Origin of the sequence: Phocaeicola sp., assembly GCF_048170425.1 — a bacterium.
GTDB lineage: Bacteria > Bacteroidota > Bacteroidia > Bacteroidales > Bacteroidaceae > Phocaeicola.
Genome location: NZ_DBEXBB010000079.1, coordinates 1 through 10,329, shown reverse-complemented (window position 1 = coordinate 10,329; position 10,329 = coordinate 1). Strand labels below are relative to the sequence as shown.

8 protein-coding genes are annotated in these 10,329 nt (G+C 48.0%); 7 read left to right on the top strand and 1 reads right to left on the bottom strand.

Features of this window, described 5'->3' with window-relative positions; all coding sequences use genetic code 11:
* Nucleotides 1-214: 214 nt before the first annotated feature.
* The 7 genes from ACMJ0U_RS03300 (at nt 215) to ACMJ0U_RS03270 (ending at nt 8,198) form a co-directional block, all read left to right on the top strand.
* Complete coding sequence (locus ACMJ0U_RS03300; RefSeq protein ID WP_417128160.1) at nt 215-1,876, top strand: M23 family metallopeptidase; 1,662 nt, start codon at nt 215-217, stop codon at nt 1,874-1,876.
* A gap of 42 nt (nt 1,877-1,918) precedes the next feature.
* On the top strand, nt 1,919-3,568 hold the full coding sequence (locus ACMJ0U_RS03295; protein WP_417128158.1) for a C69 family dipeptidase: 1,650 nt from the start codon (nt 1,919-1,921) through the stop codon (nt 3,566-3,568).
* Nucleotides 3,569-3,659: 91 nt separating this feature from the next.
* Entirely contained in the window at nt 3,660-4,658 is a 999-nt protein-coding gene (locus ACMJ0U_RS03290) for a PhoH family protein (RefSeq protein WP_417128156.1), read from the top strand.
* A gap of 42 nt (nt 4,659-4,700) precedes the next feature.
* Entirely contained in the window at nt 4,701-5,648 is a 948-nt protein-coding gene (locus ACMJ0U_RS03285; RefSeq protein ID WP_417128155.1) for a phosphoribosylaminoimidazolesuccinocarboxamide synthase, read from the top strand.
* A 78-nt stretch (nt 5,649-5,726) separates the two neighbouring features.
* A complete protein-coding gene (ubiE, locus tag ACMJ0U_RS03280; RefSeq protein ID WP_417128153.1) occupies nt 5,727-6,467 on the top strand; it encodes a bifunctional demethylmenaquinone methyltransferase/2-methoxy-6-polyprenyl-1,4-benzoquinol methylase UbiE in 741 nt (246 codons plus the stop codon).
* An 18-nt stretch (nt 6,468-6,485) separates the two neighbouring features.
* Nucleotides 6,486-7,229, top strand: coding sequence for a shikimate dehydrogenase family protein (locus ACMJ0U_RS03275; RefSeq protein ID WP_417128151.1), 744 nt, complete (start codon nt 6,486-6,488; stop codon nt 7,227-7,229).
* 15 nt (nt 7,230-7,244) lie between these two features.
* Nucleotides 7,245-8,198, top strand: coding sequence for an alpha/beta hydrolase (locus tag ACMJ0U_RS03270; RefSeq protein ID WP_417128150.1), 954 nt, complete (start codon nt 7,245-7,247; stop codon nt 8,196-8,198).
* 81 nt (nt 8,199-8,279) lie between these two features.
* On the opposite strand, the gene ACMJ0U_RS03265 is transcribed toward ACMJ0U_RS03270, so the two are convergent.
* Nucleotides 8,280-10,220 (bottom strand): NAD(+) synthase, encoded by a 1,941-nt coding sequence (locus ACMJ0U_RS03265; RefSeq protein WP_417128149.1) that lies wholly within the window; start codon nt 10,218-10,220, stop codon nt 8,280-8,282.
* Between the last annotated feature and the right edge of the window lie 109 nt (nt 10,221-10,329).

Here is a 10,329-nt window from a genome sequence, read left to right as displayed (position 1 = left end):
TTGAGCCTTTTCTGTACACTGTTTAATTAATTCATTGTTTTCCATGATTATAATGTTTAATAAATAATAAATCGTTCTATAAGAGACAGACAAAAATAAAAGATTCAAAGAAATTATCCTAATAAAAACCTTCGTATTTTTTAGAGTCAATCCAAAAAGATTGTAGCTTCAGGATTTCTTAATATCTTTGTAACCGCTTAACAAATACGAAAAAATGAGACAAAAAATGATACTGGCACTGGTTTTGGGAGGAATGCTGTCTGCACAGGCCCAGCACGTCCAGGAGAGCAAGTTCTGCTCTCCTTTTGATTTTCCGATTCTGCTCAGTGCCAATTTTGGAGAACTTCGCCCGAATCATTTTCACAACGGGCTGGACATCAAGACACAAGGAGTTACAGGAAAACCGATTCACTGTATTGCCGACGGTTATGTGTCGCGCGTGGCAGTGCTGCACGGAGGATACGGACAGGCCATTTATGTGACGCATCCCGATGGACTGACTTCGGTGTACGGACATGTGATTTCATTTGCAAGGAACATACAGGCTTGCGTACGCCAATATCAGTATGCGCATGAAACGTTTGTGTGCGACCTGAAATTCCAGCCCGGACAATTTCCGGTGAAGAAGGGAGACATCATTGCCCTGAGCGGCAACGAAGGAGCTTCGGCCGGACCTCATCTGCACCTGGAACTGCGACGTACCGAAACGGGGGAATACATTGACCCGATGCCGTACTTCAAGCACCTGCTGAAAGACAGCAAAGCCCCCGTAGGCAGCCTCATCGGCATCTACCCTATCAAAGGAAAAGGGGTGGTCAACGGGTCGGGAGACAAAAAGCTATTCAACATAAACGCTTTGAGCCAGCCTGTCCATGCATGGGGAGAGATTTATACCGGCATCAGCGCCAAGGATTACATGGACGGTACGTCGAATTTCTACGGCGTGCACTCGGTTACGCTGTATGTAGACTCCGTACAGGTGTTCAACAGCACGACCGACAAGGTGCTGCCCGATGAGAACCGGATGATAAACGGTTTTACCGACTACGAGGAACTGACCCGCACCCGGCGGCTCATCATGCGTTCCTACAAGCTTCCGGGCAACCGGCTGCGACTGCTGCACACTAACGAGAACCGGGGAGCCGTTACTATCGATGAGGAAAGGGATTATCACTTCCGGTATGTACTGGAAGACAACTTCGGGAACCGCAGAAGCTATCAATTTATCGTACAGGGTAAACGGCAGGATATTCCTGAATACCAGCCGGAAGCCGACGAAATGCTTTACTGGAACCGGACCAACGTTATTCAGAAACCGGGCATGGAACTGGTGGTGCCACGCTATTATGTGTACGAGGATGTTCCGCTCCGTACGGACATGCGGGGAGACAGTTCACGCATCGCCTTTGATTACATACTGGATGCCGGACAGACACCCATCCACAGCTATTGCGACTTGTCTATCGGCCTGCGACACATGCCCGTGGAAGACACCACAAAATACTACATCGTGCAGAAAGCCGGAAAATGGCGAAGCTCCATGGGAGGAAAATACGCCAACGGATGGATAAAGACGCGCGTACGCTCACTCGGCACGTTCTCTGTCGACGTGGATACCATTGCTCCGGAAATTACCCCTATCGGCCAGAGCGGATGGCGCACCAGCCGAAATATTCGTTTCCGGATAAAGGACATGGAATCAGGCATCGGAAGCTACAAGGTATACATCGACGGCAAGTTCGTATTGTTTGGCCTGAAAAAAGGTATTCTGGTGATTCAGGACCCGGAGAAAGTAAAGAAAGGGGTACCGCACAAACTGGAAGTGACGGTAACCGACCAATGCGGAAACATGGCACGCAAGGAATACAAATTTTAAAAACGCCTTATATTTTTAAATCATAAAAAACAATCTGTTCGTATGAAAATGAAAAGATTACTGCTGGCTGTCCTTCTGCTGACAGCATACATGGCCAACGGATGGGCATGTACAAACTTCATCGTAGGAAAGAAGGCTTCGGCCGACGGTTCCGTCATCGTTTCTTACTCTGCCGATTCTTACGGTATGTTCGGCTATCTGTGCCACTATCCGGCTGCACAGCATGCTCCGGGCACCATGCGCGACATCTACGATTGGGATTCTGGCAAATACCTCGGTAAAATCAAGGAAGCCAAACAGACATATAATGTCATCGGCAACATGAACGAATTTCAGGTAACTATCGGAGAAACGACTTTCGGCGGACGCCCGGAACTGGTGGACAGCATCGGCATCATGGACTACGGAAGCCTGATTTACGTGGCACTGCAACGTTCACGCACTGCCAAGGAGGCTATCAAGGTGATGACCGACCTGGTGAAGGAATACGGTTATTACAGCAGCGGTGAGTCTTTCTCCATTGCCGACCCGAACGAAGCATGGATTATGGAAATGATTGGTAAAGGACCGGGCGTGAAAGGAGCCGTATGGGTGGCTGTACGCATTCCGGACGACTGCATTGCCGCACATGCCAACCAGAGCCGTATCCATAAATTTGACATGAACGACAAGGAGAACTGCCTGTATTCGCCCGATGTCATTTCATTTGCCCGCGAAAAAGGTTATTTCAGTGGGGTAAACAAGGATTTCAGCTTTGCCGATGCCTATTGCCCGCTCGACTTCAGCGGCCTGCGTTTCTGCGAAGCACGTGTATGGAGTTTCTACAACATGTTCAGCAAAGCAACCGGACAGTCTTACCTTTCTTACATTCAAGGTGACAGCAAGGAACCGATGCCTTTGTACGTAAAGCCTGACAACAAGGTTTCCGTGCGCGACATCCAGCACGCCATGCGCGACCACTATGAAGGTACGGCCCTCGACATTACACAGGACATGGGAGCCGGCTGCTTCCAGATGCCTTACCGTCTGTCTCCGCTGACGTTCAAGGTTGACGGTCAGGAATATTTCAACGAACGCCCCATCTCTACTCAGCAGAGTGCGTTTGTATTCGTATCGCAGATGCGCTCTACCCTGCCCGACGCCATCGGTGGTGTGCTCTGGTTCGGACTAGACGATGCCAACATGACGGTGTTCACTCCGGTGTACTGCAACACCGACAAGGTGCCTTATCCGTATCAGCAGGAAAACGGTGACTGCGTGACTTTCTCATGGAACTCTGCTTTCTGGATTTACAACTGGGTGGCCGACATGATTCGTCCGCGCTACAACCTGATGGTGGAAGACATGCGTACCGTACAGAATACACTGGAAGATACCTATGCACAATCGCAGGAAGGCATTGAAAGTGCAGCCCTGAAACTGTATCAGCAGAATCCGGCCAAAGCTAAAGAATACCTGACCAACTATACGCACATGACGGCTCAGACTGCCGTAGACAGCTGGAAGAAGTTGGGAGAATTTTTGATTGTACGCTACAACGACGGTGCGGTAAAACGCATGCAGAACGGACAGCTGCAACGTCCGGAAACAGGAAACACAGCTCCGTTGGACCGTCCGGGATACAGCAAGGAATTCTTGCAGGAACTGGTAAAAGCAACCGGCGAACGCTATAAAATGAAAGAGTTGAAGTAGGATATTTTTCTGCTGCTTTCTCATTCTACAATCAAAAGTTATGATTATTTTTGCAAAAAATAAAGCATATAAGCGAATCTGAACAAACTAAATGATAGAGAAACATATTGTACTCGAAGATATCGACCCGGTAATCTTCTACGGCCCCAACAACGCCCACATACAAATGATCAAGGCCCTGTTTCCGAAACTGAGAATAGTGGCACGCGGCAATGTCATCAAGGTAATGGGAGACGAGGAGGAAATGTGTGCCTTCGAAGAAGCCGTTCTTGCACTGGAAAAATATTGCGTGCAATATAACTCGCTCAATGAGGAAACGATTCTCGACATCGTAAAAGGCAATACGCCCAAAACGGAAAAGGCGGGAAACGCCATCGTGTTCAGCGTGACGGGAAAACCCATCATCCCCAGAAGCGAGAACCAGCTGAAACTGGTGCAGGAGTTTGAGAAGAATGACATGATTTTCGCCATCGGCCCTGCCGGTTCGGGTAAGACTTATACCGCCATTGCACTGGCAGTACGGGCTCTGAAGAACAAGGAAATCAAAAAAATTATCCTGAGCCGTCCTGCCGTGGAAGCGGGCGAAAAATTGGGTTTCCTGCCGGGCGACATGAAGGATAAAATCGACCCTTACCTGCAACCGCTGTATGATGCCTTGCAGGACATGATTCCGGCCGCCAAGCTGAAGGAATACATGGAGCTGAATGTCATCCAGATTGCCCCGCTGGCTTTCATGCGCGGACGTACGCTGAACGATGCCGTAGTAATTCTGGACGAAGCCCAGAACACGACGACCCAGCAAATCAAGATGTTTCTCACCCGTATGGGCATGAACACCAAAATGATTGTCACGGGAGACATGACACAGATTGACCTTCCCGCTTCGCAGACTTCCGGACTCGTGCAGGCCATCAAGATTCTGAAGGGAGTGAAGGGCATCAGCTTCATCGAACTGAACAAGAAAGACATCGTACGTCATAAACTGGTGACACGCATCGTGGAGGCTTACGAAAAATTCGAGGAGAAGGAGAAAGCAGAAAGAAAAACTACGCGTACGGCTAAAGAACCGGAAAAAACGCCGCAGGCATAAACCATAAATGAATTTCTATTCATTACTAAACATAACAAGACAATGAGTAAAGCATTAACAAAAACAGACTTTCACTTTCCTGGACAGAAAAGTGTGTATCATGGAAAAGTACGTGATGTGTACAACATCAATGACGAAAAGTTGGTAATGGTTGCTACCGACCGTATCTCGGCGTTCGACGTCGTATTGCCGGAAGGTATCCCTTATAAAGGACAGATGCTGAACCAGATTGCAGCCAAATTCCTGGATGCGACTACTGACATCTGCCCGAACTGGAAACTGGCTACTCCCGACCCGATGGTGACTGTGGGCGTGATGTGCCAGGGATTTCCTGTAGAAATGATTGTACGCGGTTACTTGTGCGGAAGTGCATGGCGTGCTTACAAGAGCGGTGTACGCGAAATCTGCGGCGTGCGCCTGCCGGAAGGTATGAGAGAGAACGAAAAGTTCCCTCATCCGATTATCACTCCGACTACCAAGGCTGAAATGGGGCTGCACGACGAGGATATCTCAAAAGAAGAAATCCTGGCCAAAGGTCTGGCTACTCCTGAAGAATATGCTACTCTGGAAAAATATACGCTGGCTTTGTTCGAACGCGGCACACAGATGGCTGCTGAACGTGGCTTGATTCTGGTGGATACCAAATATGAATTCGGAAAACACAACGGTGAAATCTACCTGATGGACGAAATCCACACTCCGGACTCCAGCCGTTATTTCTATTCTGAAGGTTACCAGGAACGCTTCGAGAAAGAAGAACCGCAGAAACAGTTGTCAAAAGAATTCGTACGCGAATGGTTGATGGCCAACGGATTCCAGGGCAAGGAAGGACAGCAGGTTCCTGAAATGACTCCGGCTATCGTAGAATCTATCAGCGACCGCTACATTGAACTGTATGAACACATCACCGGCGAAAGCTTCGTGAAGGGTGAAACAGACAACCTGACCAAACGCATCGAAAAGAACGTAACAGATTATTTGACGCTTTAATATCCCTATCTCCCTTTAAGGCGGCCTGTGCTGCCTTAAAGGGAGATTCAAAATTTATCCCATCCTAATATTTTTCGCATGTCTCACTATCCGCAAGAAGAAATCAAGCCATATAATGAAAATGAGGGCAAGGCTGCTCAGGTAGAGAAAATGTTCGACCATATCGCCCCGGCGTACGACAACCTGAACCACCTGATGTCATGGGGAATCGACAAAAGCTGGAGAAGAAAAGCCATCCGCCTGCTGAAGCCCTACCACCCGCAACGTATCATGGACGTGGCTACCGGAACGGGAGACTTTGCCATTCAGGCCTGCCAGATGCTGCAACCTGCCGAACTAATTGGTACGGACATTTCGGAAGGCATGATGAACGTAGGACGGGAAAAGGTGAAACAGCTGGGACTGGACAGGCAGATTTCTTTCGCGAAAGAGGACTGTACGGCCTTGTCATTCCCAGACAACCGGTTCGATGCCATTACCGTGGCATTCGGTATCCGTAATTTTGAACACTTGGACCTCGGCCTGAAAGAAATGTACAGGGTACTGGTTCCTGGAGGACACCTTGTCATCCTGGAACTGTCTGAACCGGAACATTTCCCCATGAAACAAGGATATGCAGTTTACTCCAAGGTGGTGATACCTGCACTGGGAAGACTGCTGTCGAAAGACCGGAGTGCCTATACTTATCTTCCTGAATCCATCAAGGCTTTCCCTCAAGGAGAAATCATGCAGGAAATCATCCGGAAAGCCGGCTTCAGCCAGGTAGAATTCAAGCGCCTGACAATGGGTACTTGCACACTCTATTTCGCTACCAAATAACTAAATTCTTTGAACCTTATGAAAAAATTTGGCTTAATCGGCTATCCGCTCGGACACTCATTCTCCAAAAATTTTTTCAATGAAAAATTTCATTCCGAGAATATTGATGCCGAATATGTGAACTTTGAAATTCCAAGCATTGATGAACTCCCACACATCATCAAGGCAAATCCCTCGCTTGCAGGACTGAATGTAACTATCCCTTACAAAGAAAAAGTTATTTCCTATCTGGACGAGCTGGATAAGGATGCACGCGAAATCGGAGCAGTGAACGTGATTAAGGTGGAACACACCAAGGGAGGTACCAAACTGAAAGGATACAACTCGGACATTATCGGGTTTGTACGTTCCATCGAAGCGCTGCTGGAACCTTATCACAAGAAGGCATTGATTTTGGGTACCGGAGGAGCTTCCAAAGCCATTCATCAAGGATTGAAGCAACTGGGACTGGAAGTGCTGTTCGTTTCACGCAGCAAGCACAATGACATGACCGTTACTTACGAAGAAATTACACCTGAAATCATGCAGGAATATAAGGTGATTGTCAACTGTACACCGGTGGGCATGTATCCGAAAGCGGATGAATGTCCGGATATTCCGTATGAACTGCTGACGTCTCAGCACTTGCTATATGACCTGCTGTACAACCCCAACACTACGCTTTTCATGAAAAAGGGCAGTGACCAGGGAGCCATCGTAAAGAACGGACTGGAAATGCTCTTGCTGCAAGCATTCGGAGCATGGGACATCTGGAACAGCTAAACACTTGCCCTATACATGACACTGAAGAAAAAGATTGGCTGGACAGCAGGAATTCTGTTTGTACTGATAGCGGGTATTTGCATAGGAGGAAGTCTCTATCTGATTAACTTTTCACTCCGGCCCGAAAACCGGGGGAAAAATATGGCGGAATCAGAAGCATTCATGCGAACTGAATATCCGCAGATTGTTCCCTGGCTGGACAGCCTGCAACACCATCATGCCTTGCGCGATACGTTTATTACCGCACCAGACGGCATCCGGATGCATGCGTTTTATGCACGTGCTTCCCGCCCTACCCGGCGTACGGCTATCATCGTACACGGATATACGGACAATGCCATCCGCATGTTCCACATCGGCTACCTCTACAACCACTCGCTGGATTACAACATTCTGTTGCCTGACCTGCGTTACACGGGACTGACGGAAGGAGATGCCATACAGATGGGCTGGCTCGACAGAAAGGACGTACTGCAATGGATTGAGACAGCTCCGGCTTTGTTTGGTGACTCATTGAAAGCGGTGGTTCACGGCATTTCGATGGGGGCTGCCACCACAATGATGGTATCGGGAGAAAAAACGCCTGAATACATCACCTGCTTCGTGGAAGACTGTGGCTATACCAGCGTGTGGGACCAGTTCAGTAAAGAGTTGAAAGGCCTTTTCGGACTTCCCCCCTTCCCGCTGCTCTACACGGCCAGCTGGATTTGCCAGCTCCAGAACGGATGGAACTTTCAGGAAGCGTCTGCCCTCTCGCAGGTGGCCCACTGTACAAAACCCATGCTCTTCATCCATGGCGACAAGGATGATTTTGTACCCACGTGGATGGTGAACAAGGTGTATGCTGCCAAGCCTTCCCCTAAGGAGATTTGGATTACAGAAGGTGTAGACCACGCACATTCGTATAAACTATATCCGAATGAGTACACAGAAAGGGTAAAAGCGTTTACCGATAAATATATTCACTGAAACAAATAAAAACAAACCGGGTGTTTCATTGGTCAAGTTGAAACACCCGGTTTGTTTTTTATTCCTTCTATATATAGGCACTTATGCCTGAAGTTCTTCGCATTCTTTCAACCATAATGCAGCGCTGGCATCGCTCGGCATACGCCAGTCTCCCCGCGGACTCAAAGATACGGAACCGACCTTCGGACCATCGGGCAAGCAGGAACGCTTGAACTGCTGCGCAAAGAAACGGCGATAGAAGTTTGTGAGCCATTTCTTAATGGTCGTACTGTCATACACCCCACGGAAGGCAATCTCAGCCAGATAGAAAATCTTTGCCGGACGGAAACCAAAGCGCAGGAAATTGAAGAGGAAGAAATCGTGCAGTTCATACGGTCCGACCAAGTCTTCTGTTTTCTGCTTGATATTGCCGTTTTCATCGGCCGGAATCAGTTCCGGACTGATAGGCGTATCAATAATATCCAGCAAAGTGTTTCGTGAGAGCGTATCTACACCGGTCTGAGCTACCCAGTTCACCAGGTAGCGGACCAAGGTCTTAGGGATGCTGGCATTCACTCCGTACATGGACATGTGGTCACCATTGTACGTAGCCCACCCCAAGGCAAGTTCTGAAAGGTCACCGGTACCGATTACCAGTCCGCCAATCTTATTGGCATAATCCATCAATATCTGGGTTCTCTCTCTGGCTTGTCCGTTTTCGTAGGTCACATCATGTACGGACATATCCTGACCTATATCCTGAAAATGCTGGATGCAAGCATCTTTTATACTGATTTCTTCCGTTGTAACCTGTAGAGAGCTCATCAGTGAAAGTGCATTATGATAGGTACGGTCTGTGGTACCGAATCCCGGCATGGTAACTCCCACAATACCCTTACGGGGAAGATTCAGCTTATCAAAGGTCTTGACGCAAACCAGAAGCGCCAACGTAGAATCTAATCCGCCGGAAATGCCCACCACTACGGTCTTGCAGTTAGTGTGTACCAGACGCTTGGCCAGTCCGGCCACCTGAATGGAGAAAATCTCCTCGCAACGTTCGTCAAGCTGGCGTTCGCCGGAAGGCACAAAAGGATGGGGTTCTACCGGACGGGTAAGGGTCAAATCGCGGGAAGAAACAAGTGCCGTAGAGATATGCTGCACCGGGTGCTGGTCGCGATACATACATACGCTGCTGGAGAAAGTGGTGTTCGTCAGACGTTCTCCTCTCAGACGCTCTACATCTATCTCACTGACCACAAGCTGCTCTTCAAATGAGAAACGGTCGGAAGCGGCAAGCAGTGTTCCATTCTCATAAATCAATGCGTTTCCGGCAAAAACCACATCAGTAGTAGATTCTCCAAAGCCACAAGATGAAAAAACATATCCGGCCAGACAACGAGCAGACTGCTGCGCAATCAACGAACGGAGGTACTGGTGCTTACTGATATTTTCAGTATCGGCAGACAAATTGAAGATAATCTCTGCTCCTTTCAAAGCCAAAGTTGAACTGGGAGGTACGGGAGACCATACATCTTCACATAATTCTATACCGAAACATACATCCGGTGTATCGAACAACAGGTTTGTACCCATCGGTACCACCTGACCACACAAACGCACATCCGTGAAATCCGGGTGAGCTACGGAAGAAGTAAACCAGCGTTTTTCGTAAAATTCTTTATAATTAGGCAGATAAGTCTTTGGTACAACACCCAGAATCTTACCTTTCTGAAAAACCACGGCACAGTTCATCAGCGTGGAATTGACAACAACCGGCATACCTACAATGGAAATAATATCCAGCTGGCGGGTATTATTGACAATCTGCATCAAAGCCAGTTCAGCCTGCTCAAGTAACAAACTTTGCGCAAACAAATCTCCACAGGAATATCCTGTCAGGTTCAGTTCTGGAAAAACTATGACCTGAATCCCCTTTCCATCGGCTATTACAATCTGTTTCTCCGTCTGTTGTGCATTGAACTTGCAGTCGGCTACTTTCACTTCGGGAATGGCAGCCGCTACTTTTACAAAACCAAATCTCATATAATTTGTTATATATAAATGGATATGCAAAAATAAACAGAATATTTGAACATCCGCACAGAATAAAGAGGGAGATTTCAAAGAAAAGGTATAAAGCAAAAAAAATAAA